Annotated in this window: 25 protein-coding genes; 16 read left to right on the forward strand and 9 right to left on the reverse strand. The window is 71.0% G+C overall.

Going from position 1 to position 25782, the window contains the following annotated elements; genetic code table 11:
• Window positions 1-197: 197 nt before the first annotated feature.
• The 3 genes from ACZYRU_RS16075 to ACZYRU_RS16085 all read left to right on the forward strand — a co-directional run bounded on the left by ACZYRU_RS16075 (window position 198) and on the right by ACZYRU_RS16085 (window position 2216).
• Complete coding sequence (locus ACZYRU_RS16075) at window positions 198-716, forward strand: hypothetical protein (protein WP_488958106.1); 519 nt, start codon at window positions 198-200, stop codon at window positions 714-716.
• 69 nt (window positions 717-785) lie between these two features.
• Window positions 786-1550 carry a class E sortase gene (locus ACZYRU_RS16080; RefSeq protein WP_488958107.1) on the forward strand — a complete coding sequence of 255 codons (765 nt, stop codon included), beginning with the start codon at window positions 786-788 and terminating at the stop codon, window positions 1548-1550.
• A gap of 93 nt (window positions 1551-1643) precedes the next feature.
• Entirely contained in the window at window positions 1644-2216 is a 573-nt protein-coding gene (locus ACZYRU_RS16085) for an LPXTG cell wall anchor domain-containing protein (RefSeq protein ID WP_488958108.1), read from the forward strand.
• A 298-nt stretch (window positions 2217-2514) separates the two neighbouring features.
• Here the strand turns inward: ACZYRU_RS16085 and ACZYRU_RS16090 are convergent, their stop codons facing one another.
• Window positions 2515-3807: a glycoside hydrolase family 6 protein gene (locus ACZYRU_RS16090; protein ID WP_488958109.1), complete on the reverse strand. Its 1293-nt coding sequence runs from the start codon at window positions 3805-3807 to the stop codon at window positions 2515-2517.
• A 93-nt stretch (window positions 3808-3900) separates the two neighbouring features.
• On the opposite strand from ACZYRU_RS16090, the gene ACZYRU_RS16095 reads away from it, so the two are divergent.
• Entirely contained in the window at window positions 3901-4044 is a 144-nt protein-coding gene (locus ACZYRU_RS16095; RefSeq protein WP_139622113.1) for a DUF1059 domain-containing protein, read from the forward strand.
• Between the two features lie 9 nt (window positions 4045-4053).
• Here ACZYRU_RS16095 and ACZYRU_RS16100 read toward each other — a convergent pair whose 3' ends face one another.
• Both ACZYRU_RS16100 and ACZYRU_RS16105 read right to left on the reverse strand, forming a co-directional pair.
• Window positions 4054-4917: a crotonase/enoyl-CoA hydratase family protein gene (locus ACZYRU_RS16100; protein ID WP_488958110.1), complete on the reverse strand. Its 864-nt coding sequence runs from the start codon at window positions 4915-4917 to the stop codon at window positions 4054-4056.
• 22 nt (window positions 4918-4939) lie between these two features.
• Complete coding sequence (locus ACZYRU_RS16105) at window positions 4940-6151, reverse strand: LCP family protein (RefSeq protein ID WP_488958111.1); 1212 nt, start codon at window positions 6149-6151, stop codon at window positions 4940-4942.
• A gap of 23 nt (window positions 6152-6174) precedes the next feature.
• Between ACZYRU_RS16105 and ACZYRU_RS16110 the strand changes: the two genes are divergently transcribed.
• Window positions 6175-6681, forward strand: coding sequence for an acyl-CoA thioesterase (locus ACZYRU_RS16110; protein WP_488958112.1), 507 nt, complete (start codon window positions 6175-6177; stop codon window positions 6679-6681).
• Here the strand turns inward: ACZYRU_RS16110 and ACZYRU_RS16115 are convergent.
• Window positions 6678-7556 (reverse strand): LysR family transcriptional regulator, encoded by an 879-nt coding sequence (locus ACZYRU_RS16115; protein WP_488958113.1) that lies wholly within the window; start codon window positions 7554-7556, stop codon window positions 6678-6680. The genes ACZYRU_RS16110 and ACZYRU_RS16115 overlap by 4 nt on opposite strands.
• 86 nt (window positions 7557-7642) lie before the next feature.
• Between ACZYRU_RS16115 and ACZYRU_RS16120 the strand changes: the two genes are divergently transcribed.
• Window positions 7643-8602 (forward strand): threonine ammonia-lyase, encoded by a 960-nt coding sequence (locus ACZYRU_RS16120; protein ID WP_488958114.1) that lies wholly within the window; start codon window positions 7643-7645, stop codon window positions 8600-8602.
• Window positions 8603-8674: 72 nt separating this feature from the next.
• Window positions 8675-10147: an LCP family protein gene (locus ACZYRU_RS16125; RefSeq protein WP_488958115.1), complete on the forward strand. Its 1473-nt coding sequence runs from the start codon at window positions 8675-8677 to the stop codon at window positions 10145-10147.
• Between the two features lie 29 nt (window positions 10148-10176).
• On the opposite strand, the gene ACZYRU_RS16130 is transcribed toward ACZYRU_RS16125, so the two are convergent.
• Window positions 10177-10842, reverse strand: a complete 666-nt coding sequence (locus tag ACZYRU_RS16130) for an NADPH-dependent F420 reductase (RefSeq protein WP_488958116.1) — start codon at window positions 10840-10842, stop codon at window positions 10177-10179.
• Between the two features lie 43 nt (window positions 10843-10885).
• Entirely contained in the window at window positions 10886-11653 is a 768-nt protein-coding gene (locus ACZYRU_RS16135) for an inositol monophosphatase family protein (protein WP_488958117.1), read from the reverse strand.
• Window positions 11654-11703: 50 nt separating this feature from the next.
• On the opposite strand from ACZYRU_RS16135, the gene ACZYRU_RS16140 reads away from it, so the two are divergent.
• Complete coding sequence (locus tag ACZYRU_RS16140; RefSeq protein ID WP_488958118.1) at window positions 11704-12099, forward strand: hypothetical protein; 396 nt, start codon at window positions 11704-11706, stop codon at window positions 12097-12099.
• Here ACZYRU_RS16140 and ACZYRU_RS16145 read toward each other — a convergent pair.
• On the reverse strand, window positions 12096-13535 hold the full coding sequence (locus ACZYRU_RS16145; RefSeq protein ID WP_488958119.1) for an AAA family ATPase: 1440 nt from the start codon (window positions 13533-13535) through the stop codon (window positions 12096-12098). The two genes, ACZYRU_RS16140 and ACZYRU_RS16145, sit on opposite strands and share 4 nt — an antisense overlap.
• A gap of 71 nt (window positions 13536-13606) precedes the next feature.
• On the opposite strand from ACZYRU_RS16145, the gene ACZYRU_RS16150 reads away from it, so the two are divergent.
• Both ACZYRU_RS16150 and ACZYRU_RS16155 read left to right on the forward strand, forming a co-directional pair.
• Window positions 13607-14515, forward strand: a complete 909-nt coding sequence (locus ACZYRU_RS16150; protein WP_488958120.1) for a glycosyltransferase family 2 protein — start codon at window positions 13607-13609, stop codon at window positions 14513-14515.
• A complete protein-coding gene (locus ACZYRU_RS16155; RefSeq protein WP_488958121.1) occupies window positions 14512-15405 on the forward strand; it encodes a glycosyltransferase family 2 protein in 894 nt (297 codons plus the stop codon). The genes ACZYRU_RS16150 and ACZYRU_RS16155 overlap by 4 nt, the downstream gene beginning before the upstream one ends.
• On the opposite strand, the gene ACZYRU_RS16160 is transcribed toward ACZYRU_RS16155, so the two are convergent.
• Window positions 15314-16444, reverse strand: coding sequence for a phosphatase PAP2 family protein (locus ACZYRU_RS16160; protein ID WP_488958122.1), 1131 nt, complete (start codon window positions 16442-16444; stop codon window positions 15314-15316). The two genes, ACZYRU_RS16155 and ACZYRU_RS16160, sit on opposite strands and share 92 nt — an antisense overlap.
• A gap of 97 nt (window positions 16445-16541) precedes the next feature.
• On the opposite strand from ACZYRU_RS16160, the gene glf reads away from it, so the two are divergent.
• The 5 genes from glf (at window position 16542) to ACZYRU_RS16185 (ending at window position 23816) form a co-directional block, all read left to right on the forward strand.
• Window positions 16542-17744 carry a UDP-galactopyranose mutase gene (gene glf, locus ACZYRU_RS16165; protein WP_488958123.1) on the forward strand — a complete coding sequence of 401 codons (1203 nt, stop codon included), beginning with the start codon at window positions 16542-16544 and terminating at the stop codon, window positions 17742-17744.
• A complete protein-coding gene (locus tag ACZYRU_RS16170; RefSeq protein ID WP_488958124.1) occupies window positions 17741-19762 on the forward strand; it encodes a glycosyltransferase in 2022 nt (673 codons plus the stop codon). Before glf ends, ACZYRU_RS16170 begins: the two co-directional genes overlap by 4 nt.
• Window positions 19759-20661: an ABC transporter permease gene (locus tag ACZYRU_RS16175; RefSeq protein ID WP_488958125.1), complete on the forward strand. Its 903-nt coding sequence runs from the start codon at window positions 19759-19761 to the stop codon at window positions 20659-20661. The genes ACZYRU_RS16170 and ACZYRU_RS16175 overlap by 4 nt, the downstream gene beginning before the upstream one ends.
• Entirely contained in the window at window positions 20661-21428 is a 768-nt protein-coding gene (locus tag ACZYRU_RS16180) for an ABC transporter ATP-binding protein (RefSeq protein WP_488958126.1), read from the forward strand. Before ACZYRU_RS16175 ends, ACZYRU_RS16180 begins: the two co-directional genes overlap by 1 nt.
• A 288-nt stretch (window positions 21429-21716) precedes the next feature.
• The gene (locus ACZYRU_RS16185; protein WP_488958127.1) at window positions 21717-23816 is read left to right on the forward strand and encodes an N-acetylmuramoyl-L-alanine amidase; all 2100 of its coding nucleotides are present in this window, start codon (window positions 21717-21719) and stop codon (window positions 23814-23816) included.
• Window positions 23817-23843: 27 nt separating this feature from the next.
• Here ACZYRU_RS16185 and ACZYRU_RS16190 read toward each other — a convergent pair whose 3' ends face one another.
• On the reverse strand, window positions 23844-24572 hold the full coding sequence (locus ACZYRU_RS16190; RefSeq protein WP_488958128.1) for a TIGR03089 family protein: 729 nt from the start codon (window positions 24570-24572) through the stop codon (window positions 23844-23846).
• Window positions 24573-24622: 50 nt separating this feature from the next.
• Between ACZYRU_RS16190 and ACZYRU_RS16195 the strand changes: the two genes are divergently transcribed.
• Entirely contained in the window at window positions 24623-25702 is a 1080-nt protein-coding gene (locus tag ACZYRU_RS16195) for a mannose-1-phosphate guanylyltransferase (protein ID WP_488958129.1), read from the forward strand.
• Window positions 25703-25782 lie beyond the last annotated feature (80 nt).

The raw sequence follows: 25782 nt of genomic DNA on the forward strand, positions 1-25782 counted from the left end.
TGTCAGGCGTGCGAGGGAGACCCCTCTCCGATCCGCGGGTATCAAATGGTGTGACCCGAAGTAGCGCGTACAAGGTAAAAAAACTCCGGAACGGCCGTAACGAACCTCACAGGGGCCCGTTTGACCATCAAGTTCGCCCATCCACCGGGGCGATGGGCGAAGCGTCCGTTTTTCATCTTTCGGGAGATGGGGTCTAGATGCGTCGTTACCTGGTCCTGGGGAGTGCCGTCGTGGCGCCCCTCGCGTTCCTGCTCGCCCTGTTGGCGTGGGGGAGCCCCGCGTCCGCGGACACCTACACGCCTGCCGTGCCGACGTCGTGCCGGGTCAGCGTGCCGGCCGCCGTCGTGGGCGACCGCGTCGTCGTGCGGGTCCGGGTGAGCGCGGCCGGCAACGTGCAGCCGACCGGGAACGTGACCGTCGCGGTCGACAAGAACTTCACCAAGAAGGTGCGCTACGACGGCGTCGCCGTCGAGGTCCTCGGGCCGCGGCTGAGCCGTGGCGAGCACAAGGCGACCGCCACCTTCGTCCCGGACGATGCGAAGAAGTTCTCCGGGTGCCGCGACGGCGTGAAGTTCACCGTGGGTGCCGAGCAGGCCGGTGGGGGCAAGGGCGGGTTGCCCAACACCGGCGGTCCGCACCTGGGCTTCCTCCTCGCCGGGGTCGGGCTCGTGGCGACCGGTGGTGGACTCGTGGAGCGAGGCCGCCGCCGGGCGTGACACGCGGGTCCGCACCGCGTTGGATGGGGTGGGGCTGTCCGACGTGGGGCCCCGCGAGGAGGGAACCCCATGACCCAGACGGACCGGCCCGAGGGCACGGACGTCGCGCCCGAGCGCGTACGACGACGGCGCTCGCGCCCCGCAGACGCCCCGTCCGGCAAGGCATCGGTCTCGACGGGCCGCCGGATCTCGTTCTGGACCGGCTGCGGCCTGATCGTCGCCGGCCTCGCCGTGCTCGGCTGGGTGGCGTGGCAGTTCTGGGGTACCAACTGGCAGTCGGGCCAGCGCCAGGACGACGTACGTCGTGCGCTCCAGTCCGGCTGGGGTGACGGCCAGGACGTCGTCCGCACCGACTTCGGCAACGCCACCGCGATCCTGCACATCCCGAAGTTCGGCAAGGACTACGCGGTCCCCGTCCTCGAGGGCTCGAGCCAGGAGGTGCTCGCCGCGGGCGTCGGCCACATGGCCGACACCGCCGACGCGGGTGCCGCCGGCAACTACGTCCTCGCCGGTCACCGGGTGACCCACGGCGAGCCGTTCGCCGAGCTGCCCTCGCTGGAGCCGGGCGACGAGGTGGTCGTCGAGACCCGCGCCGCGACGTACACCTACGTCCTCGACACCGGCGGCGAGGACCTCGTCATCCCGTTCACCCAGACCTGGGTCCTCGACCCGAAGCCGGTGAACCCGAACGGCGGCACCCAGCCGCCCGCCGACGCGGGGGACCACCTGATCACCCTGCTCACGTGCTCCGAGATCTTCCACACCGACAACCGATCGGTCGTCTTCGGCCACCTCGTTGAGACGAAGCCCACAGGCGAGTCTGCAGCCGGCTGACCCGGCGCGGGTGATGTGCACTACGCTGAGCGACGCACTGCCCGTCACCTTGAACATCACGGGTCGTTGCATGGGGAAGTTCAAGGAGGACACGTGCTCAAGAAGCTGGCTGCGCTCGCCACGCTTGCCGCCGCATTCGCTGTCGCGCCGTCGGCGCCGGCGCTTGCGGATGACGGCTACACGGTCAAGATCCCGACCGTGACCCACATCCAGGTCATCACCGCCGAACCGGGTGAGCCGATCGTGCTGGAGGTCAGCGCGAGCGCCAACGCCCCGACGCCGCCCGCCGGCAACATCGCGGTCACCGTCTCCGCAGGCGGCAATGCCGCCCGTGGCGCCCAGGCCGCCGCTGCCAAGCCGGTCTTCTCGACCACGGTGCACTTCGTCGACAAGCCGATCCGGGTCACGGGTCCGCGCCTGCCCAAGGGCGGCTACCTGGCCCACGCGGCCCTGTCGCCCGACGACACGGCCCGGTTCCTGCCGTCGTCCGACACCACCACCTTCCGCATCGGCGCTGCCGGCGGCGGTGGCGGCGACAAGGGCGGCGCGCTGCCCAACACCGGTGGCCCGGACCTGATCTGGTTGGTCCTCGGCGCCGGGCTCGTCGCGGCGGGTGCCGGTGGGGTCAGCTACGGCCGCCGCCGCAGCGCCCTGGCTGCTGCCTGACGCACCACGAACCACCGCACCGGCCGTCCCCTCGGGGCGGCCGGTGTGTTTTTGCGCTGACCCGGCACAAAGTGGCTCCTGGATCACGCTGACCCGGCAGGAAGTGGCTCCTGGATCACGCTGACCCGGCAGAAAATCACGCTGCGTCAGGCCAGTTTGTGCCGGGTCGGCGTGGATCTCGGGGCAGTTCGGGCCGGGTCGGCCGGGTTCTCGGGCCAGTTCGGGCCGGGTCGGCCGGGTTCGGAAGCCAGTTCGGGCCGGGTCGGCGTGGATCTCAGGCCAGCTCGGGCCGGGTCGGTCAGGGAGCGAACCAGCCGGTGCTGCGGGCCATGCCGAGGGCGCGGTCGGCACCGCGCCAGTTGGCCTGCATGAACAGCCAGGGGCGGGCGTACCAGAGGAATCCGTCGACGTACTTCTTCGCCTCGCGGCTGGTCTGCTTCGACAGGCCCCAGCGCTCGTCGCCGACGCGGGAGGTCGGGGGGATGCCGAGAGTGACGCATCCGCGGCGGTCGGAGGTGGAGCCGCAGACGCGGGCGTTGTCGTTGACCCGGCTGCCCTGGGCCTCGACCTCGGGCCAGGTCATGCCGTTGCCGTTCTGGGCGGTGTCGATGACGAAGTGGACGCCCTTGATCCCGCGCTGGCGCAGGGTCCGGACCAGCTCGGCGCCGTAGGCGACGGACTCCTCGGCGCCGACGTAGTGGGTGGCGTTGAGGGCGAAGCCGCGGGCGCCGGCGATGCCGTTGGCCATCAGCAGGTCCGCGGCCTGGGAGGCGCGGGGGGCGCCGACCTGCGGCGTGCTGCTCCAGTCGGCGGCGCCGGCGTCGAGGTAGACGCTGGTGTTGGGCTGGGCGGAGAACGTCGTGACGGCGTACTTGATCAGCGAGCTGGTCACCGCACGGTTGGAGCACCACCAGAAGGGCAGGTCCGGCTGCAGGATGATCGCGGTGTGCTGGCGGCCGAGGGCGCGGGCGGCGTTGGCGATCCAGCGCCGATAGGTGTCCTGGGCGCCGCCGGAGGGAGCGCGGCCGCCGCAGACGGCGTGCTCCCAGGGGTCCATCCGGAAGATCGCGAGCTGGACGAGGACCTTCGGGTCGCCGCCGGAGGCGTTCGCGACGTACTCCCGCACGACCGAGCCGATCTGCTCCGGGGAGCCGCTCCAGTCGCCGAGCCACAGCGACTTGGGGCGCAGCGCGATCTTGCCCAGCTGCCGCTTCGTGTCGCCGCCGGCGGACTCGTAGGCGCGCCAGGTCTGCTCGAGGTCGCCCTTGTAGACGCCCCAGCGACGCTCGGCGAGCGGGTTCTTGAGGTTCTGCAGGTGGGCCGGCTGCGCCTTCTGCCAGACCTCCTTGTCCTTGACGTACGGCCGCTGCGTGCGCTGGACGTGGGGGAGGGCCGTCTTCGTCTGCTCGGCCGCGGGCGGCTCCGGCGTCGGCGTGGGGGTGGCCGTGGTCGGCGGCGCGGTCGTCGGTACGGCGGCCGCCGGCTCGGAGGGGCCGGGCTCCTGCTCGTTGCAGCCGGCCAGGGCCACGGTCGCGAGGACGGCGACCAGGGTCGCGAGGGTACGTCGGACGGGGGCTCCAGAGCTGCGCATCGCCGTCGAGGCTAACCCGACGGGTCCCTCCTCCCGAAGTCGCCGGAGCCCTAGACTGGAACGCGTTCCTGTTCGCCGTCCCCGGAGGTCCCGATGCCCTCGCTGCGTTGCCCCTGCGACACCACCCTGCGCGCCGACACCGACGACGAGCTCGTCGAGAAGGTGCAGGAGCACCTCGCGGCCGAGCACCCGGGACGGGAGTACAGCCGCGAGGAGATCCTCTTCATGGCGATGTGACCCTCGGGGTCACACGATCCGGGGCAGCTCCGACGCCTTGCCGCTGAAGTCGGGCGTGCGCTTCTCCAGGAACGCCGCAACGCCCTCCTTGCCGTCGCCGATCGACGTCCAGAACATGGCGAGCGAGTCGGTGAGGTGCGCCTCGAGCGGGTCCGCGGCCGCGCTGTTGCGGTAGAGCATCTGCTTGGCCAGCCCCAGTGCGACCGGGGAGCGGTCCTTCACGAACGACCGCGCCAGGTCGTACGCCGCCGGCAGCAGCTCGTCGGGCTCGTGGACGCTGCGCAGCAGCCGGCCGGCGAGAGCCTGCTCGGCGGTGAGGACGTCGGCGGAGTAGACCCACTCGAGGGCCTGCTGGATCCCGACGATGCGCGGCAGGAACCAGGTCGAGCAGGCCTCGGGCACGATGCCGAGGCGGCCGAAGACGAACCCGATCCGGGCCTTCGTCGAGGCCAGGCGCAGGTCCATCGCCAAGGTCATGGTGGCGCCGATGCCGACCGCCGGGCCGTTGATCGCGGCGATGACCGGCTTGGGCAGGGCGTGGATCGCCAGCGTGATCTTGCCGCCGGTGTCGCGCAGGCCGTCGGCGTACGGCGCCTCGTCGTACGCCGCCCGGAAGTCCTCCGGCGTCGGGGAGAGCGACTCGTCGAGCCCGAACACGTTGCCGTCGGCGGACAGGTCCATGCCGGCGCAGAACGCACGCCCGGAGCCGGTCACGACGAGCGCGCGCACGGCGTCGTCGCGGGCGTCGGTGGTGAACACCTGGAGCAGCTCGCGGGCCATGGTGAGGTCGAACGCGTTGAGCGCGTCGGGCCGGTGCAGGGTCAGCGTCGCGATGCCGTCGTCGTCGACCTGCCAGGTCAGGGTCTCGTACACGCGGGTCCTCCGTGGGTTGCGGTCAGCGGGCGAGGCCGGTGGCCGTGCAGAGATCGGCGGTGATCTCGTCGGTCCGGTCCGCAGCGATCTTGCCGAACAGCTGCTGGGCGCGCTTGGTGTCCCACGTGGTGTCGGCCCGGGCGAGCGGCACCGTGCACGACTTCTTCACCTTGGTCATCGCCAGCGCCCACTTGCCGGCGGCGACCGGGCCGGTCGTCTTGCCGAACCGGAAGAAGTCGGGGACGGCGCCGTTGAGCTCCCACCAGCGGACCGGGTTGAGCACGGACCACGGGGAGAGCACCTTGTCGCCGACCGCCGCGATCACCTCGCGCTGCTGCTGGACCCGGGCCAGGTCGGAGATCGGGCTGTACTTGCGGGCCCGCGAGTAGGCCAGCGCCGTCGCGCCGTCGACCTGCTGGCAGCCCTTCTTCACGTTGAGGCCGGAGTCCTTGTCCTTGATCCGCTGCTTGGGGCAGACCTGGATGCCGCCCACCGCGTCGACGACGCCGACCAGGCCACCGAAACCGATCTCGACGTACTGGTCGATCCGCAGCCCGGTCGCCTTCTCCAGGGTCTGGACGAGCAGCGGCGTGCCGCCCTTGGCGTACGCCGAGTTGACCTTGCTCCTCCCGAAGCCGGGGATCTCGAGCGGCGAGTCCCGGGGGATCGACACCAGCGTGGTCGGGCCGTCGCCGGTGTGCAGCAGCAGGATGGTGTCGGTCAGCTCGGAGGCGGCGTCACCGGTGTGGAGCTTGCGGCGCTCCTTCGGTGACAGGCCTGCGCGCGAGTCGCTGCCGACGAGCAGGTACGTCGTCCCCGGCTGCTCGGCCGGGCGGTCGGCGCTGGGCTCGAAGTCCACCTTGTCGACCTTGTTCCACGCGATGAGCGGGACGGCCACCAGGAACGCGAGCCACAGCACGAGCACCAGCGTCACCAGCCGCACGTAGGTGCGCGGCCGGGTCCACCGGCTGCGCTTCGGCATCCGGGGTGTCGGCCGGCCACCGCCGGGCTCGGGGGTGGCGCCGTACTGCTGGGCCGGGGGCAGCCGGACGGGCGGCGGCGGAGGCGCCGGCGACGACGGGGGAGGGTTCGCGCCCGGGCGTCGCTGGACCGGGATCCGGCGGGTGGGTTCGGGATCGGAGGAGCCGCGGGGACCGTCCTGCGAGCCGGATCCGTAGACCCAGTCGAAGTCCTCGCCGCCGGTGCCCCCGGTGTCGTTGCCACGCCCTGCCATGTCCATGACGCTACCGTCAGGGCGTGACAGAGATCGTCGCGGCACGCACGCCGTCGTACTCCCGCATCGAGCTGGCCACGCTGACTTCGCGCGCGCAGGCCAACCTGCTGGGCAACATCCACGGCGGCGAGGTGGTCAAGCTGGCCGACTCCACCGCGGGCGTCGTGGCGCAGCGGCACAGCGGTGGCCCTGCCGTCACCGCGGCGCTCGACGAGATGGCCTTCCTCGAGCCGGTCCGGGTGGGCGACATCATCCGGACCTTCGGCCAGGTCAACTGGGTCGGCCGGTCCTCGATGGAGATCGGCGTACGGATCGAGACCGAGCCGTGGGACGCGGCGGGCAGGGTGCTGCACGTCGGCTCGGCCTACTTCGTGTTCGTGGCCGTCGACGGCGCGGGCCACGGCCGTCCGGTGCCGGCGCTCGAGCCGGAGACCGACGAGGACCGTCGGCGGATGCACGAGGCTGAGGTACGCCGGGCCCACCGGCTCGCGCGGCGCCAGGAGATCGACGCGATCCGCGCCGGCTCCTAGGGTGCTGCCACCTCGGTGAGCGCCGCGGCCACGACATCGACCGCGGCGGGACGCGGGGGAGCGCCGTACGTCGAGAGCTGGACGTGGCGGTGCGTGGCGAGCGGGCGTCGTACGACGTCGCGGTTCTGGTGCGCGCGCAGGGCCAGCCCGGGCAGCACGGTGACGCCGAGCCCGCTCGCGACGAGGGACTGCACGGCGACGTAGTCGTCGCTCGCGAAGGCGATCGCGGGGGTGAAGCCGGCGTCCGCGCACAGGCTGAGCAGCTCGCGCCGGCAGCGCTCGCAGCCGGTGATCCACCCGGAACCGGCGTACGCACCGAGGTCGACGTCGCCGTCGGGCGGGGCGGCGGATGTGGGAGTGACCAGGTACAGCGGGTCGTCGACGACCGGCACCGAGGTGATCTGCTCGGGCTCGGGCTGGTCCGGGTACGCGAAGGTGAGCGCCAGGTCGATCTCGCCGGCGCGGAGCAGCTCGTAGGCCTCGGGCGGCTCGGCCTCGACCAGGTCGAGCTGGATCCCCGGGTGCCGGGTCGCGAGCAGGGCCAGCGCATCAGGGACCAGGGTGGCCGCGCCGGACGGGAAGGCCGCGAGCCGGACCCGGCCGGACTGCAGGCTGGTTGCGGCGGCGAGCTCGGCCTCGGCACGGGCGAGCAGGCCCAGGATCTCCTCGCCGCGACGTGCCAGTCGCTCGCCCTCCGGGGTCAGCCGGACCCCCCGCCCGACCCGCTGGAGCAGGACCGCGCCCGTCTCGGCCTCGAGTCGGCGCAGGTGGTGGGAGATCGTCGGCTGCCCGTAGTGCAGGTGGGCCGCGGCCGCCGACACCGAGCCGGTGCGGTGCACGGCGACGAGGGCCTCGAGACGGCGCAGGTCGATCACCACCCCAGCATAGATCGACGCTGTCGATCATTCCTGTCGAAAGGAACTATTGGACCGATGGGTGCCCGGTCGCCGACGATGGACCCATGGCCTTCGACCTCACGTACGACGACGTCCTCGCCGCCGCCGAGGTCGTCGGCGCCCACCTGCCCGTCACCCCGCTGCAGGCGCACCCGCTCCTCGACCAGGCGCTCGGTCGCCCGGTGCTGGTCAAGCACGAGAACGTGCAGCCGACCGGTGCGTTCAAGGTCCGCGGCGGCGTGCACCTGTCGGCGACCCTGACCGAGGCTGAGCGCGCGCACGGACTGGTCACCTGCTCGACGGGCAACCACGCCCAGTCGGTGGCGTACGGCGCCCGCCTGGCCGGCGTCCGCGCCACGATCGTGATGCCGGCCAGCGCCCCTGCGGCCAAGCGCGACGCGGTCGCGGCACTGGGTGCCGAGGTCGTGCTCGTCGGTGCCAGCCTCGGCGAGGCGGGCGAGCACGCCCGCGCGCTCGCGGCCGGGACGGGCGCGTCCTTCGTCTGCCCGACCGACCCGCGGATCGTGCTGGGCCACGCGACGGCGTACCTCGAGCTCTTCGGGCAGGCCCCCGACCTCGACACCCTGTTCGTCCCGATCGGCAGCGGCACCGGTGCTGCCGGCGCCTGCCTGGCCCGCGACGCGCTCGCTCCCGACTGCCGGGTCATCGGCGTGCAGTCGTCGGCCGCTCCCGCCGGCTGGCACTCGTGGCGCACCGGCCTGATCGAGGCCGCCCCGGCGACGACCCGGGCCGCGGGTCTGGCCACGACGACCGGGTATCCCCGCACCCAGGAGGTCCTGCGCGCCCGCCTCGACGACTTCGTGCTGGTCGACGACGACGCGATCGACGCGGCCGCGCGGCTGCTGGCCACCTGTGCGCACACGCTGGCCGAGGGCGCCGGCGCAGCCTCGCTCGCCGGCGCGATCGAGACCGAGACCGAGGGTGCCGTCGCGGTGGTCTGCACCGGCGCGAACGCCTCGGCCGACGAGATCGCCCGGCTCGCGAGCGCGGTCGCTGCTGCCTGACGCGCCCTGACTCGCCCCGGCTCGCGGCGCGTCGTCACCGGAGTGGCGCGTGGGACTGGTGATACTGGGCGGGTGCCTCAGCAGATGCCCGTCGACGAACGCGCCGCCCGGGTGCGGTTCCGCCGGGCCCTGACCCTGATGGCCTTCACCCTCGTGGTGCCCGGCTCGGCCCAGCTGCTCGCCGGCAACCGCGCGATCGGCCGCCTCGCGCTGCGGATCTGGCTGTTCTCGATCGGCACCCTGCTCGTCGTCGGCGTGTGGAGCTGGTTCGACAAGGGCGTCGCGCTGACCCTGGCGTTCAGCCCGACCGTGATGCTGGTGATCCGGCTGTACCTGATCGCCGGCGCCCTCGGCTGGGCCGCGCTCTTCGTCGACGCATGGCGGATCGGCCAGCCGCTCAGTCTGCGCCTCCCGCACCGCCGCGCCGTCGTCGGCATCAACGGCATCCTGTGCTTCTCGGTCGCCGGGACCATGCTCTTCGGCGCGCACCTCGCGGCCGCCCAGCGCGACTGGCTGACGATGTTCGCCGACGGCGACCTCGGCAGTGCCCACCACGGCCGCTACAACATCCTGCTCATCGGCGGCGACTCCGGCAACGACCGCTGGGGCCTGCGCACCGACTCGATGACCATCGCCTCGGTCGACGCCACCACCGGGCGCACGGTGATGATCGGCCTGCCCCGCAACATGCAGAACTTCCCGTTCCGCAAGGGCAGCGTGATGGCCGAGGAGTTCCCCAAGGGCTTCAACTGCGACGGCTGCTACCTCAACGGCGTCAGCACGTGGGTCGGCGACCACACCCAGCTGTTCAAGAACTCCGAGAACCCCGGCATCGACGCCACCGTCTCGGCGATCGAGGGCATCACCGACCTGGACATCAACTACTGGGTGATGGTCAACATGCGCGGCTTCGAGCGCCTGGTCAACGCGTTCGGCGGCGTCACCCTCAACGTCCGCTCGCGGATCCCCGTCGGCGGTCTCGGCGACGACGTCACCGGCTACATCGAGCCGGGCAGACGCAAGCTCAACGGCCACGACGCGCTCTGGTACGCCCGGGCCCGCGAAGGCTCCGACGACTACTCGCGGATGGCCCGCCAGAAGTGCGTGTTCTCCGCCCTCGTCTCCCAGGTCAGCCCCGCCCAGGCGCTGACCAACTTCCAGGAGATCGCCAAGGCGTCCAGCGCGATGATCCAGACGGACATCCCCGGCGGAGCGCTCAGCGACTTCGTCCAGCTCGCGTTGCGAGCTCGCACCCAGAAGATCTCCTCGGTCTCCCTCGTGCCCCCGCGCATCGACACCGCCCACCCCGACATCGACCTGGTCCAGCAGATGATCCGCAACGCGATCAACCGGGCCGAGGGCGACCCCAAGGCCGCCAAGAAGGGCACGACGCCGGCCGAGGCAGACACGCCGAAGGGCGGCGACGGCGGCAAGGCCACCGAGCAGCCGGCCCAGCAGCCCGGAACCGTCACCGGCGGATCGCTCGGGTCGCGCAACCAGGGCTACCAGGCCAACGAGACCGACGACGTCGCGGCGGCCTGCTGATCGGGTGACCAGCAGCGGTCAGCGCTCGTTCAGCGGACGATCTTGAAGTTGAACGACGAGCTGCCGAGCGCACCGAACAGGCGCAGCCAGACCGGAAGCATCATCTCGGTGCCTCGGGCGGTGGTGATGTCGCCGAGGTCGATGACGTCGGTGTGACCGAACTCCTCGAGCAGCGCCGTGGCGGTGCCCTTGGCGTCGGCGTCGTTGCCCGAGACGAAGACGCTCGACCCCTCCGGCAGGGTCTCCGGGTGGACCATCAGGTCGGCGTTGAGGGTGTTGAGCGTCTTGACCACCCGCGCGTCGGGGAAGGCGCGCTGGATCTGCTCGCCGAGCGAGTCGGTGTCCTTGACGAACAGCGTGGGCGGCATGCCCTGCGAGAAGTCGAGGGGGTTGGCGACGTCCAGGAGCACCTTGCCCGCCAGGTGGTCGGCGCCGGCGAGCTCCAGCACCTCGAGGGACGCAGCGCCGTTGGTCGCGCACACGACCACCTCGGCGCCCGCTGCGGCCTCGGCGAAGGTCGCCAGCCCGATCCGGGGGTGCGCGGCGGCCCAGGTCGTCCAGGACGCCGGGCCCTCGTCGCGGGCCCGTGTCGACTCGGGGTCGCGGGTGCCGACGACCACGGTGTGCCCGAGCTCGTCGAGCCGGCCGGCGATCGCGCGACCGACCATGCCGGTGCCCAGGACTGCGATGTTCATGGAGTGCTCCTCGGGTCGGGTGCTGCGGAGTGGGATCAGTGGGTCAGATCGGGAGGGCCGCCACCACGGCGTCGTACGTCGCCCGGTCGGGTGCGGCGACCAGCCCACCGGCCAGCTGCTGCGGCTGCATCGGGGAGCCGTCGTGCTGCCCGATGACGCCGCCGGCCTCGGTGAGGATGAGAGCGCCGGGGAGGTGGTCCCACGGCATGGAGCGGCTGTAGACGAGGGCCTGGGCATCGCCGGCGATGAGGTGCGGGTAGTCGACGCCGCAGCAGGCCCAGGTGAGCTCCAGGGCGCCGAGCTCGCCGAGCTCCTGGCCGACCCAGGCGCGCCGCGCGGTCCGGAACGGCACTCCGTCGCCGGCAGCGGTCACGGTGAGCCGCTCGCCGTTGCGCCAGGCGCCGGCGCCGTGCTCGGCGACGTACGACGTCTCGTGCTGAGGCTGCCAGATCCAGCCGCGGGTCACCTCGCCGCCCCGGACCTCGGCCACCATCACCGCGTGGTCGGGGGAGCCGTGGACGAAGTTCTTGGTGCCGTCGACCGGGTCGACGGTGAAGGCGTGCTCGGCGTTCGCGAACCGGTCGAGCAGCGTGGCGTCGGCCGCCATCGCCTCCTCGCCGAGCACGAGCGCGTCCGGGTACGCCGCCTGCAGCGCCGCCGTGATCAGGGCCTCCGACTCGTGGTCGGCCACGGTGACCAGGTCGCCGGGGTTCTTCTCCGCGACCTGCTCGTCGGAGAGCGCGCGGAACCGGGGGTTGATCACCTCCGCGGCGACGTCCTGGAGCAGGGTCAGCACGGCGGCAGTGTCCACGCCGCCACGGTAACGGGACACCGGGCAGCCAGGTGAGGTTGGGTGGGTCCATGCGCTTCACCGAGCACGAGCTGACCGCCGCACTCGCCGGCGCGGCCAAGGTCGCGCTGGCCGCCGACCGGCGCTTCCGCAAGCGGGGCGTCGACGTCGACGCCGCCTGGGAGCAGATGGACCGCTACCAGCGGTTCAAGGTGCTCGACGCACTCGGCGACCAGGTGCTGCCGGTCCTCGTCGCGCTGCCCGACGTCGACGTCGCCCCCGGCACCCGGCCGACGTACGACGACCGCCAGGTCGCCGAGGTCGTCGAGGGTCTGGTCGGCAGCGGCAAGGGACGGCTGCGCCGGGCCGTCGAGGTGAAGGGACGCACTGCCCTGGTCCAGGCCGCGCTCGCGGCGATCCCGCCCCGGCTCGACCCGGACGCGCTGCTCACCGGGGACGACCTCTAGTCACTGCCCTCCTCGTGCGGGGCGTCGCTGTAGCCCAGCACCGCCCGGGTCATCTGGTTGCGCGTGTCCAGCAGGTCGTCGAGGGCCGCGTCGAGGTCGTCGGCGCTGACCCGGATCGGGCCGTCGCCGGACGCCTGGGCGTCGCGCTCGGCCGCGACCACGGCTGAGCGGCGCAGCAGCTCCTTGAGGAAGGACGCGGTCACCCGCTCGGTCCGGTCCAGGACGGTGTCCAGCCGGCTCAGGTCGACCTCGAGGCTGCCGCGGTAGAGCTCGACGAGGCGGTGCCGGGACTCCCGGTCGGGCAGGTCGATGTGCACGGCCTGGTCGACGCGGCCGGGGCGCGAGGCGAGGGCGGGCTCGAGCAGGTCGGCGCGGTTGGTGGTGAGCAGGAAGACCACGTCGGCGTCCTCGTCGAGGCCGTCCATCTCGTTGAGGAGCGTGAACAGCAGCGGCGTCTGGCCGCCGTACCGGTCGCGTTCCTCGGCGATCAGGTCGACGTCCTCGACGACGATCATCGACGGCTGCAGCGAGCGGGCGACCGAGCAGGCCTCCCGGATGGCGTGCAGGGTGTCGCCGGTCAGCTCGACGACGGTGGTGCCGGTCAGCTCGCTGACGAGGTAGCGCACCGAGTGCGTCTTGCCGACGCCCGGCGGGCCGTAGAGCAGCAGCCCGCGCTTGAGGTGCTGGCCGGCCGCGCGGAGCCGGTCGCTGTTGCGGGCGACGCCCACGACCTGGCGGCGAAGGTCGGCGAAGGTCGACGCGGGCAGCACGAGGTCCTCGGGCGTCATCGCCGGCCGCTCGTGGAAACGGAGCAGCGACCCCCGCTCGCCGAACATGCTGCCGCCGAAGGACACCACCTGGCCGCGGTACACGTTGAGCTCGAGGGCCAGCTCGCGGATCCGTCGGCCCAGGTCCTCCGCGACCCCTGGCGCGGTCGCGATGACCTCGATGCTCACCTGCGAGTGGCCGCTGTCGGGGTCCGGCCCCACCAGGAGCAGGGCGGCGCGCGCCGTACCGGACCGGAGCAGGACCACTGCGGCCTGCATGCACTCGCGGGTCGCGCCGCCCGGGCCGCTCGGCAGCGCCAGCCGAGTGAGGTTGCCGGGCCGTGGCCCGAAGGGGTCGTTCGGGTCGTCGCCGACCAGGTCGGCGATGCCGAACGGGCCGCGGTGCCGGTGCCCCGTCACGCCGATGACACGGGTCTCGGGGCTCTCGGCGACGATGACGTCGAGCGCCGCCTGCACGTTGACGTGCTCGTACGACGGCCACTGCTCGCGCGCCACCGGCAGCTCGTCGACGGCGGTGTCGAGGTGCTCGCCGATGATCGTGCGGAAGGTCGGCTGGTCGGCGCTCCGGGCCCGCTGGGCCATGCCGCGCAGCAGGTAGCGGCCGTAGCGGCCGACGTCGGCGAGCGAGGGTGCCTGGTCCGTGGACATCGCACGAGGGTAGGTCGCGCCGACTCTCCGCGACACGGGTTTTCGGTGTCTTCCCCAGTAGGGTGACCGCCGTGCGAGTCCAGGCCGTCGTGGTGACCTTCAACAGGTTGGCGATGCTGCAGCGACTCGTCCCGCGGCTCCAGGAGATCGCCGGCCTGGAGCGGATCCTCGTCGTCGACAACGCCTCGACCGACGGCACGGGGGAGTGGCTGTCGACCCTCGGGGACGAGCGGGTCAGCCACGAGACGCTCGCCTCCAACACCGGTGGGGCCGGGGGCTTCCACCACGGGTTGGGCCGAGCCGTACGCGAGGGTGCCGACCTGGTCTGGCTGATGGACGACGACGGTCTGCCGGCCCTCGACTGCCTCGACCTCCTGTTGGAGCGACAGCAGCGCGACGGCCTCGATTTCTGCGGCCCGGCCGTGCTCGCCGAGCAGGACACCTCGCGACTCTGCTTCCCGATCCGGTTGCCCGGCGGCACCCGGGTCGTGCACGACATGTCCGCCGTCGAGGCGGCCGCGCGCGACGGCCTGATCGACGACGTCGTGATCCCGTTCAACGGCGTCCTCGTCACCCGTGAGCTGGTCGAGCGGATCGGCCTGCCTCGCGAGGAGTTCTTCATCTGGGGCGACGACGTCGAGTACCTGTGGCGCGCGCAGCGGGCCGGTGCCCGGATCGCGACCGTCGTCGACGCCCACTTCCTGCACCCGGCGACCGATGACCTCGGCACGCCGATGATGTTCGGGCGCACGACGTACAACCACACCGCGAGCGACCTCAAGCACTACTGCATGGCCCGCAACAACACGCTCAACCTGCGCACCTACCGCGGCTGGGTGCACGTGCTGCTGTTCTGGCTGAAGACCGTGTGGTTCTACCTGTTCACGAAGCCGCAGCCGGCGCGGATCCCGTTGAGCGCCCGCGCCGCGGCCGCCGGGCTGCGCGGTGACTTCACCGGCCACCGGAGGTACCTGAAGTGAGCGCCGAGAAGGTCGCCGTCGTCGTCGTCACCTTCAACCGCGCGGACCTGCTCGAGCAGATGCTGGCCGGCCTCGCCGCGCTCGACCGCGCCCCGGACGCGGTGTTCGTGGTCAACAACGCCAGCACCGACCACACGCGCGAGGTGCTCGAGCGCAGCACCCTCGCCGGCTTGGTGCCGATCCACACCACCGACAACCTCGGGGGAGCGGGCGGCTTCCGGCTGGGCCTGCAGACTGCCTACGACCGGGGCTTCGACGCGATGTGGCTGATGGACGACGACGTCGTCCCGGCTCCCGACTGCCTGACCCGGCTCCTCGAGGCCGACGGCTCCTGCCTGATCGCGGTCCGCGAGGACCGCGCGGGGGCACTCGTCGAGAAGGCCGCGCTGCGCTTCGACCTGCGCAACCCGCTGGCGATCCGGCCGAAGACGGCGAGCATCGACTCGACGTACCCCAGCCGTGCGGCGATGCCGGCGACCGTCGAGGTCGAGAACGTCGCCTTCGAGGGCTTCCTCGTCCGGCGCGAGGTGATCGACCGGATCGGCCTGCCCGACGCGTCCTTCTTCATCTTCTACGACGACGTCGACTTCGCGATCCGCGCCCGCCGCGCCGGCTTCGCGATCCGGGCGGTGCGCGACGCCGTGCTCGTCCGCCAGCTCGACTTCGACCAGCAGCACGACCTCGCCGGCTGGAAGGGGTACTACATGTACCGCAACCTGTTCGTCGTGCACTTCCGGTACGGCGAGAACCTGCTCGTTCGGCTCAAGCCGGCGCTGATCGCGCTGGTGGTGGTCCTGCTCAGTCCGCTGCGGGGCGGTCGGGCAGAGGCAGCGAACGTGACGCGAGCGCTTCGGGATGGCTGGCGGATGCGGGCCCTCCCGACGCGCTGACCTCGGGCACCAGGCGCACGCGCAGGCCGACCCGGTTGCCGGTCGCGATGCCGGCGATCCACACCGCGAACGCGCCGACGGCAGCGCCGGCGAGCACGTCGACGAAGAAGTGCCAGCCCAGGTAGACGGTGGCGAGCACGGTCAGGCCGAAGAAGGTCCACGCGCCGATCCGCACCCAGCGGGCCAGCTTGACCGCCTGCACGATGAGGCAGATCGTCATCATGATGCCGACGTGCAACGAGGCGAACGCCGCGATCGTCTGCAGGCCGGACTCGCCGTGGGTGGCGAGCGTGTTGACCCGGTCGGTCCACATCGAGTCGGCGAGCTTGCTGACGTAGGTGTCGGGCAGGTCCGCGAAGGTGCTGCTGTCGGAGTAGATCGGGCCGACCGTCGGGACCAGCACGTAGAGCAGCGCGCCGAGCGCCCAGTCGACGGCGACGGCCGTGACGTACCACTCACCGGCGCGCGTCTGCCGGGTCCAGACCAGAGCGATCGCGATCGACACCGGGACCAGCGCGATCCACACGATGTAGACCGACGAGAAGAAGTGGGCCGCGATGCCGGTGCCGAACCAGGCGTGCAGCACGGCGGCCGGGTCGTGGCCGGCGAAGAGGAACTTGTCGATCCCGGCCAGCGGGTCGTCGTAGATCTTCTCGTGAACGAACGGCGCCATGCTCTTCACGTTGCGGAACGCGGCGTAGCAGAGGTACCAGGCGATCACGCCGTTGAGCGCGAACTTCCAGTGCGACAGCGGCCAGCGCTCCCGCATCACCGTGCGGAAGGCGGCGCGGATCCGGCGCAGCCAGCCGCCGCCCGGCCGGCCGGCGCCCATGAAGGTGTGGGGCACCACGTCGAGGGCGATCGCACCGAGGACGATCGCGGGGAACCGGATGTAGCCCGGCACCAGGCTGTCGGGGTCCTGGATCGGGATGTTCTCGAACTTGGAGAACGCCACCGTGGCAACGGCCAGACCGAGGCCGGCGAGCCAGGCAAGAGCAAAGGACGGCGCGCCGCGTCCGGTCGACTGGTGGGTATACACCAGAACAGGATATTCGTCACCTCCCCCAGTGGGTGAACAGGGCATGGCCGCGCGTCCGAATGGGGAACTGGTCGACGGGTCCGTAAACTCACCGATCGTGTCTCTCACCTCGTCGAACCCCGACCTCCCTGATCTGGTCGTCGTCGGCTCCGGATTCTTCGGCCTGACCATCGCGGAGCGCTGCGCCGCCGAGCTCGGCCTCAAGGTCCTGGTCCTCGAGCGCCGCTACCACCTCGGCGGCAACGCCTACAGCGAGTTCGACCCGGAGACGGGCATCGAGGTGCACAAGTACGGCACCCACCTGTTCCACACCAGCAACGAGCGCGTGTGGGAGTACGTCAACCGGTTCACCGAGTTCACCAGCTACCAGCACCGTGTGTTCGGCCGCTACCAGGGGCAGGTCTACTCCCTGCCGATGAACCTCGCGCTGATCAACAGCTTCTTCGGCAAGAGCCACACCCCCGACGAGGCCCGGGCGCTCATCGCCGAGCAGGCCAGCGAGATCGACACCCGGGACGCGAAGAACCTCGAGGAGAAGGCGGTCAGCCTGATCGGTCGCCCGCTGTACGAGGCGTTCATCAAGGGCTACACCGCCAAGCAGTGGCAGACCGACCCCACCGAGCTGAGCGCGGACATCATCACCCGCCTCCCGGTGCGCTACAACTTCGACAACCGGTACTTCAACGACACCTACGAGGGCCTCCCGGTCGACGGCTACACGGCCTGGCTGACCCGGATGGCCGAGCACCCGAACATCGAGGTGCGGGTCGACACCGACTTCTTCGACGTCGCCGACGACTACAAGGGCAAGGTCCCGATCGTCTACACCGGCCCGGTCGACGAGTACTTCGACAACCAGGAGGGTCGCCTGTCGTGGCGCACCGTCGACCTGGTCCAGGAGACGCTGGACGTCGACGACTACCAGGGCACCGGCGTGGTCAACGCCAACGACGCGGACGTCCCGTTCACCCGCGAGCTCGAGTTCAAGCACCTGCACCCCGAGCGGGCGGCCTCGTACAAGCCCGGCCGTACGGTCGTCGTACGCGAGTTCAGCCGGTTCGCCGAGGAGGGTGACGAGCCCTACTACCCGATCAACACGGCCGACGACCGTGCGAAGCTGCTCAAGTACCGCGATCTCGCCGAGAAGGAGCCCATGGTGCTCTTCGGTGGCCGCCTCGGCACCTACAAGTACCTCGACATGCACATGGCCATCGCCTCGGCGCTGTCCATGTACGACAACAAGCTCAAGCCGCACTTCGCCGACGGTGCCGAGCTCAAGAGCGGTGGGGTGGACGCGTGAGCAGCACCGAGACCGTGCAGCGCCTGCTGCAGCGCCAGATCCTGCCGCTGGACACCGACCCGGACGTCCTGCCGCTCTACCTCGACTGCGAGGAGACGAACCTCGACGAGGACAAGTACGTCGTCGGCGGCTCGCGCGCGGCCAAGGAGCTCAACAACGCCTCGATCCGGCAGAAGACCGCGACCGGACGCACGGTCCGGCCCGACCAGGTGCTCTCCCGCACGGCCGTGCTGGTGCCGTCGGGGGAGAAGGTCTCCTTCGGCACCTACTTCAACGCCTTCCCGGCCAGCTACTGGCGCCGGTGGAGCGTCGTCGACGCCGTCACCCTGACCGTCACGGTCCGCGGCGCCGGCGCGACCGTCATCGTCAACAAGTCGATGGCCAACGGCCGCCAGCAGAAGGTCGACAGCGGGGTCACCGAGGCCGAGGGCCCGACCACGCTGACCTTCCCGCTGCCGCTCGGCCCGTTCATCGACGGCGGCTGGTACTGGTACGACGTCGTGGCGGGCCACGGCGACGTCACCGTCGAGTCGGCTGAGTGGACCGCCGCCGTACCGGCCGACCGCGCCGAGCACGGCACCGTCGACCTGGCGATCACCACCATGAACCGGCCGGACTTCTGCGCCAAGCTGCTCGCCCAGCTCGGCACCCCCGAGCTGCTGCCCTACCTCGACACCGTCTTCGTGATGGAGCAGGGCACCCAGCTGGTCCGCGACAGCGAGTTCTTCCCCGGCGCCGAGGCCGGCCTCGACGGCCGGCTCAAGGTCCTCCAGCAGGGCAACCTCGGCGGCTCGGGCGGCTACGCCCGCGGCCAGCTCGAGTCGGTCCGCAAGGGCACCGCGACGTACGCGATGATGATGGACGACGACGTCGTCTGCGAGCCCGAGGGCATCATCCGCGCGGTCACCTTCGGCGACCTGGCCAAGCGCCCGACCATCGTCGGCGGCCACATGTTCAGCCTCTACGCCAAGAGCCGGCTGCACAGCTTCGGCGAGATCGTCCAGCCCTACCGGTTCTGGTGGATGTCGCCCAAGGACGGCTTCCAGGACTGGGACTTCGGTGCGCGCAACCTGCGCTCCGCGCGGTGGCTGCACAAGCGCCAGGACGTCGACTTCAACGGCTGGTTCATGTGCATGATCCCGCGCCAGGTGCTCGAGGACATCGGCCTGTCGCTGCCGCTCTTCATCAAGTGGGACGACTCCGAGTACGGCCTGCGCGCCAAGGCGGCCGGCGTACCCACCGTCACCTTCCCGGGCGCCGCGGTCTGGCACGTCCCGTGGACCGACAAGAACGACGCCCTCGACTGGCAGGCCTACTTCCACCAGCGCAACCGGTTCGTCGCGGCGCTGCTGCACTCCGGCTACCCGCGTGGTGGCCGACTGCTCCAGGAGAGCTTCGCCTTCGACCTGGCCCACCTCGTCTCCATGCAGTACTCCACGGTGGAGCTGCGGATCCAGGCGCTCGAGGACGTCCTCGCCGGCCCGCAGGGCCTGCACGGGATGCTCGGCACCCGGCTCGGCGAGGTCAACGCCTTCCGCAAGCAGTTCTCCGACGCCCAGCTCCACGCCGACCCCGACGACTTCCCGCCCGTGCGGCGCGACAAGCCGCCGCGCAAGGGCAAGGACCTCAGTGACGTCCCCGGCCGCCTCTCCAAGGCGATCACCGCCGGTCTGGCGCCGGTCCGCCAGCTGAAGAAGCCGCGCGACCTGTCCCGCGAGTTCCCGGAGGTCGAGATCCGGGCGATGGACGCGAAGTGGTACCGGATCGCCGGCTTCGACTCCGCGATCGTCTCCATGAACGACGGCACCTCCGCGGCGCTCTACCAGCGCGACCGCGAGCGCTACAAGGCGCTGGTACGTCGTACCGTCCAGCTCCACAACCGGTTCCGGCGAGACTGGGACGAGATCGCCGCGCAGTACCGCGGGGCGCTCGGCGACATCACGTCGCCCGACACCTGGGAGAAGACCTTCGCTCCGTGGATCGAGGGGACCGACGCGACCGAGGGGGAGGGCCGATGACCGCCGATGCTCGAGGTGCCCGGCACATCGATGACGAGCCCGGCCTGCCGCCGCTGCGCCCGCCGTCTGCCGAGAACGGTCTGATCGGCGTCTTCAAGCGGCGCTACCTGCTCAGGCTGCTGGTGACACGCGAGATCAGCGCGCGCTACCAGGGTTCGTTCCTGGGGCTGCTCTGGTCCTACATCAACCCGCTGACGCAGTTCTTCATCTACTACTTCGTCGTCGGGTACATCTTCAACCTGCACGCGAACATCCCGAACTTCGCCATCCACCTCTTCGCCGGGCTGACAGTGGTGCACTTCTTCACCGAGACCTTCGGCGCGGGCACCCGGTCGATCGTGCGCAACCGTGCCCTGGTGGTGAAGATGGCCATGCCACGGGAGATGTTCCCCGTCGCCACGATGATGGTGTCGCTGTACCACGTGCTGCCTCAGATCGTGATCCTGACCGTCGCGTCGTTGATGTCGGGCTGGACGCCCGAGCCGGTCGACCTGATCGCGCTGGTCCTCGGCCTGCTGATCTGCGGTCTGCTCGGCCTGGCTGGTGCGCTGTTCTTCAGCGCTGCCAACGTCTTCTTCAGCGACTTCGGGAACATCGTCAGCGTCTTCAACAACTTCGTCCGCTGGGGCGTGCCGATGATGTACTCCTACTCCATGGTCGACGACCGCTTCGGCCGGTTCGCGCAGTACTACCTCTACAACCCGCTGGCGGACGCCGTCCTGCTCTTCCAGCGGGCCTTCTGGGTCGGCACAGTGCCACCCGGGCACGAGGCCGTGAGGGCCATGCCCGAGCACCTGATCATGCACGGATTCATCATTCTCGTCGCATCGATGGGCGTGCTCGCCGTCGCTCAATTCGTCTTCAGCCGACTCGAGAACAAGATCCCGGAGCGCCTCTGATGGCCAAGTCGATCGTGGTGGAGAACGCCACCAAGTACTTCACCCTGCGCTACCACCGCACCTTCAAGGAGGTCACGGTCGCGAAGGCCAAGGGCCGCAAGACGGGGGAGACCTTCCGCGCGGTCGACGACGTGTCCTTCAGCGTCGAGCTGGGCGAGTCGGTCGGGATCATGGGCCTCAACGGCTCGGGCAAGAGCACGCTGCTCAAGATGATCAACGGCGTGATGCGGCCCGACGAGGGGTCCATCCTCACCCGCGGGCGCATCGCGGGCCTGATCGCCACCGGCGCCGGCTTCCACAACCAGCTCACCGGGCGCGAGAACCTGTACCTCAACGCCGCGATCCTCGGCATGACGGAGCAGGAGATCAAGCGCAAGTTCGACTCGATCGTCGACTTCGCCGACCTCGGCGCCACCCTCGACGGACCGGTCGGCCACTACTCGTCCGGCCAGAAGGCGCGACTCGGCTTCGCGATCGCGATCCACGTCGACTCCGACATCTTCCTGGCCGACGAGGTCCTCGCCGTGGGCGACAAGCCGTTCCGGATCAAGTGCATGAAGAAGATGCGCGAGATCCGCAACAGCGGTGACCGCACGCTCTTCTACGTCAGCCACTCTCCCGAGTCGGTCATCAAGATGTGCGACCGCGTCCTGGTCCTGGAGAAGGGGCGCCTCGGCTTCGACGGCGACCCGGTCGAGGCCGTCCACTACCTGCGCTACGACGAGGACGACGACCTCGACGACGACTCGCTCGCCAACGACATCTGAGTGGGATGGCGCGAGCGGGTCGCTCGTGCCTCGCGCCGCGCTGCCGCGCACGCAGTCGCTCGTCCCGACAACGCCCGTGGTCACCCGCAAGGGGACCGCGGGCGTTTCGGCATTTCCGGGCTCAGATACCCCTGCTCCGGGTCGATCTACAAATTTGCAGGCGATCGGCGTGTCGAGTGGAAATTACACGATTGTAGTTACTCACTTTCCCTTCCCAGACTCGTGTGACGCATGTGAAAGTTGCTACTCGTGTGACACCTTCCCCGCACACACGTCTGGAGCAGAACCATGTCGCCGTACCCCACGGAGATCCCCGAGCACACCCGGCGGAGCCGGTTCGTGACGCTGTGCCAGCAGGCGCTGGCCCTGGCCGTCGTCGTCGCCGTCCTCACGCCCGCCGCACGCACCGTGACCATGGAGGTCCGCCCGGCAGAGCCGGGTGCCACCTCCGTGCCCGGCACGGTCAGCCTGCAGGCTGCGACCACCCCGCTGACGGTGCCGACCGCCACGGTCGACCCGACCGTGACGTCGTACTCGCTGACCCCGTCGCCGACCGCCGTCAGCGGCCGGGTCACGCTGCACGGGAGCGTCAAGGAGCTGGCCGACGGCGGTGACAAGGTCACCAGCGACGCGCTGCCGGTCGAGGGCTACGGCACCGTCGGCGTGACGTGGGAGCACGGCGCCACCGTCCCCGAGGACGGGATCACGGTCGACGTCCGCACCCGCACCGGCGACACCTGGAGCGACTGGACCGTCGCCGACTACCACGACGAGCACGGCCCCGACCCCGACAGCGAGGAGGGCCAGCACACCCGTCCCGGCACCGAGCCGGTCCTGGTCGGCGACGTCGACCAGGTCCAGGTGCGGGTCGAGACCAGCGACGTCGCGCCGGCCGACCTCCAGGTCGCCGTCATCGACCCCGGTACGCCCACCGCCACCGCGAAGGAGGGTCCCGCGATCACCTCGGGTGCCTCGGCCGCGACCACCTCCGGCGACGAGAGCGCGCGGCCCGGTACCGACGGCGCGATCGCGATGCAGGCAGCCACGACCGGTGCGCCGCAGCCGCAGATCTACTCGCGGGCCCAGTGGGGCGCCCCGGAGGACCCCAGCTACAAGCCCAAGTACGGCACGATCAGCGCCGGCTTCGTCCACCACACCGTGAACGCCAACGACTACCGGCCCGAGGACGTGCCAGCGATCCTGCGCGGCATCTGGAAGTACCACGTCAAGACCCGGGGTTGGAGCGACATCGGCTACAACTTCCTCGTCGACCGGTTCGGCCGGATCTGGGAGGGGCGCGCCGGTGGCGTCGACAAGCCGGTCGTCGGCGCCCACACCCTGGGCTACAACGACTACTCCTTCGCGATGTCCGCGATCGGCAACTACGAGACCGCGCAGCCGACGCCCGAGATGATCAACGCGTACGGCGCCCTGTTCGCCTGGAAGCTCTCCCTGTCCGGCGTCGACGCCAGCTCGATGAGCCAGACGGTCGGCAAGAGCACCTTCGCCGCGATCAACGGGCATCGTGACGCCGGCAAGACCGCTTGCCCCGGCAAGTACCTGTACGCGCAGATCCCGGCCATCCGGGCGCTCGCCGCCCAGATCCAGCAGGGCGCGCTGCTCGGCCAGCTCAACGGCAACTACATCGGCTCGGCCAACCCGGACATCGTCGTACGCAAGGCCTCGACGGGCCGCCTGGTCCTCCACGACCTCGACAGGGTCGGCGGGCAGTGGGCGATCGCGGCGACCGTCAAGACCAACGTCTTCGCTCCGTGGGCCAAGCAGGTGCTCCGGGTCGGCGACTGGGACGGCGACGGGCTCAACGACCTGATCGCGATCCGCAAGAGCGACAAGGCGCCCGTGCTCTTCCGTGGTTCCGGTGGCGGGATGTTCCAGCCCGCGCAGGTGCTGCCGGGCAGCTTCGCCGGCGTGAAGATGCTTGCTGCCGTCGGGGACATGACCGGCGACAAGCTGCCGGACCTGATGGGCCAGCCGAACGGCGGCCAGATGCAGATCTGGCCGGGCAACGGCGTCAACGGGTTCCAGGCGGCCGTGCCCGCCGCGGGCCAGGTCCCGGGCAAGCGATTCGTTCCGGTCGGCCGCTGGAACAAGGACGGCTCGCCGGACGCGCTGGTCAGCAACGGCACCGCGCTCTCGCTCTACACCGGCATCCTGCCGGGCGGCTGGGCCGCTGCGAAGGCCATGAAGTCGGGCGTCAGCGGCTACGACTGGGTGATCGGCCTCGGTCCGATGGCCAGCGGCGGCAAGGTCGTCGTGGTCCGCAACAAGGCCACCGGAGCGGTGTACGCGCTGGAGAAGACCAAGGCCAAGAAGCTCGGCTCGCCGGTCTTCCTGACGAAGCGCAAGAAGTACGACCTCGCGGGCTAGTCCCGCGTACCGATCCGTCCTGGTCGTTCAGGCGGGGAAGCGGGCCGTGGCGTGCTCGGCGACGTACGTCGCCTCGAGCCGCTCCGGTTCGGCCCGAACGACCAGGACGAGTGAACCGCCCGCAAGGAGCGGTTCGCAGAGGATCGCCGGCTCCGAGACGGGGTCGGCGACCGCGAGCAGGCGGCCGTCGCCGACCAGACCGGTGACGGCCGCCTCGCTCCACAGTCCGGCCTGGCTCAATGTCCGGCCACCCACCTCGAGGGCGAGGTCGTCGCCCTGCGGCGGGTCCCAGGCCGAGAAGGCGTCGGGCTGGGACCAGATGTCGATGCCGACGTCGGTCACCCCGGGCGGGACCGGCTCCGCGAACCGCACGCCGAGCGGCAGCAGAGCACAGGCCAGGACCGCCAGCTCGCCGGTTCGCGCGGCCCAGTCGGCCAGGGTGTCGGGGCCGCACACGACCGCCGCCAGCTCCGCGTCGTCGGTACCGGAGACGACCAGGCCGCAGTTCCAGGCGGCGCCGAGGAGCACGGTCCCGAGCCAGTGCGGTGGCAGGTCGATCGCGATCCGGTCGCCACGCTCCAGCCCCAGCTCGTCGACGAGCAGCGAGCTCGCCTTTGCCACCCAGTTCGCCCACGTGGTGACGGACAGCTCGACCCGCTCACCCGTCGCGTGGTCGTAGAAGGTCACCAGCGGCTGGCCCGGGTCGGTGCGCAGGCGGGCGGCCAGGACGGCGGGGAAGGTGGTCGGGGTCGTCACGACACGAGCCTAGGGTTCGGCCGTGCGTCGGTGGGCCATAGGGTGCGGCCATGGTCCTCGACGAGATCCCCGGCTTCTGGGCCGTGGTCCCCGCCGGCGGCGCCGGGACGCGGCTGTGGCCGCTGTCGCGCTCGCACGCTCCCAAGTTCCTCCACGACCTCACCGGTGCTGGTCGCACCCTGCTCGAGCAGACCCAGGACCGGCTCACCCCGCTCGTGGGCGACCGGGTCCTCGTCGTCACCGGCGCAGCGCACCGTACGGCGGTCCGCGGCCAGCTCACGAGCCTGCCGGAGGACGCCGTCGTGGCCGAGCCGTCGGCCCGCGACTCGATGGCCGCCATCGGCCTGGCGGCCGCCCTGCTCGAGGCCCGCGGCGCCGAGGTGATGGGCTCCTTCGCCGCCGACCACGTGATCCCCGATCCGGAGCGCTTCGGCGCCTCCGTGGCCGAAGCCGTCGCCGCCGCCCGCGAGGGCTGGCTGGTCACCATCGGCATCGAGCCGACCTTCGCCTCGTCCGCGTTCGGGTACATCCGCCAGGGCGACCCGCTGCCCGGTCACCCGACCGCACGCCGTGTCGTCGAGTTCGTGGAGAAGCCGTCGGTACCGGTGGCCGAGGAGTACCTCGCGACCGGTCAGTACCGGTGGAACGCCGGCATGTTCGTCGTACGCCCGACGGTGCTGCTCGACCTGCTCGCCGAGCAGGACCCCGGCTTCGCCGCCACCCTGCGCGCCATCGCCGCCGCACCCGAGCACCTGGCCGAGCTCTGGGAGACCCTCCCGAAGATCGCCATCGACCACGCCGTCGCCGAGCCCGCGGCCGCCGCCGGCAAGGTGGTCACCATCCCCGGCACCTTCGCCTGGGACGACATCGGCGACTTCGACTCCCTCGCCACGCTGCTCGGCGACGACGACGCCTGCAGCGTCCTCGGCGACGCTGCGCTCACCCAGCTGATCGGCGCGAGCGGGATCGTGGTCCCGCAGTCCGGGCGGACGGTCGCGGTGATCGGGCTGGACGACGTGGTCGTCGTCGACACGCCTGACGCCCTGCTCGTCACCACCCGCGCCCGGGCGCAGGAGGTCAAGAACGTGGTTGCTGCGCTCAAGGACCAGGGCCGCACCGACCTCGTCTAGCGCGACCCGGCACAAACTGGCTCCGCAATGGCGCCGACCCGGCAGAAACTGGCTCCGAAATGGCGCCGACCCGGCAGCAA

Source organism: Nocardioides sp. F233 (assembly GCF_057813895.1).